The 572-nt window shown below is 46.2% G+C and carries 2 protein-coding genes; one reads left to right on the top strand and one right to left on the bottom strand.

Annotation, left to right across the window (positions count from 1 at the left end; all coding sequences use genetic code 11):
• On the bottom strand, window positions 1-340 hold a 340-nt coding region (locus ACYVRA_RS08345), incomplete at its 3' end, for an EscU/YscU/HrcU family type III secretion system export apparatus switch protein (protein ID WP_461252264.1).
• 51 nt (window positions 341-391) lie between these two features.
• Here ACYVRA_RS08345 and ACYVRA_RS08340 point away from each other — a divergent pair.
• On the top strand, window positions 392-572 hold a 181-nt coding region (locus tag ACYVRA_RS08340), incomplete at its 3' end, for a hypothetical protein (RefSeq protein WP_461252263.1).

Below are 572 nucleotides of genomic sequence, written 5' to 3'. Positions count from 1 at the left end.
AAAAGAACCGCACCATTTCAACGCAGGTTTTCAGCATATAAGGAGCTATAAAAAGCAATAACAGCGCGGGCAGCAATAAACCGATCGCGCCAATCAGCTCCTGGCTTTTTACTACCTGCCCTTCATCTCTTAACCGTTTTAATTTTTGCTCGGATGGCGGTTCTGTCTTGCCGGGAGCGTCTTCGTCGTCGCTGTCGGCAAACCACTGGAGATCGATGATGGGGAGTGGGGGGCGGATAGTGGTTAGTGAGTAGTGAGTAGTGAGCAGTGGAAAACTATAAGCGTATTCCAACCCATTAATTTTAACGTCCAATTCTTTACAACTTTCCAATTTTTTCATAATCCGCTCCCTCCGGTAATCTGCCTGCCGATTTGAATGTAGAGGGTTTCGATGTTTCTAAAGCCGGAATCTATTACGCGGTTAAACGCTTCTATCATAAACGGAAGCGACGCGAAAATAAGCAGGAAGGCGGCGGTGATGGAAATTGGAAAACCTTCCGAAAGAATAGTTACCAGAGGCGCGGCTTATGAAATAAGGCACGAAGTCCGCGACGTTAAAAATAAAGTGCCAA

Source organism: Treponema sp. R8-4-B8 (genome assembly GCF_054786175.1).
The sequence above is the reverse complement of the archived record's forward strand: the minus strand, read 5'-3'. Positions and strand labels throughout refer to the sequence as shown.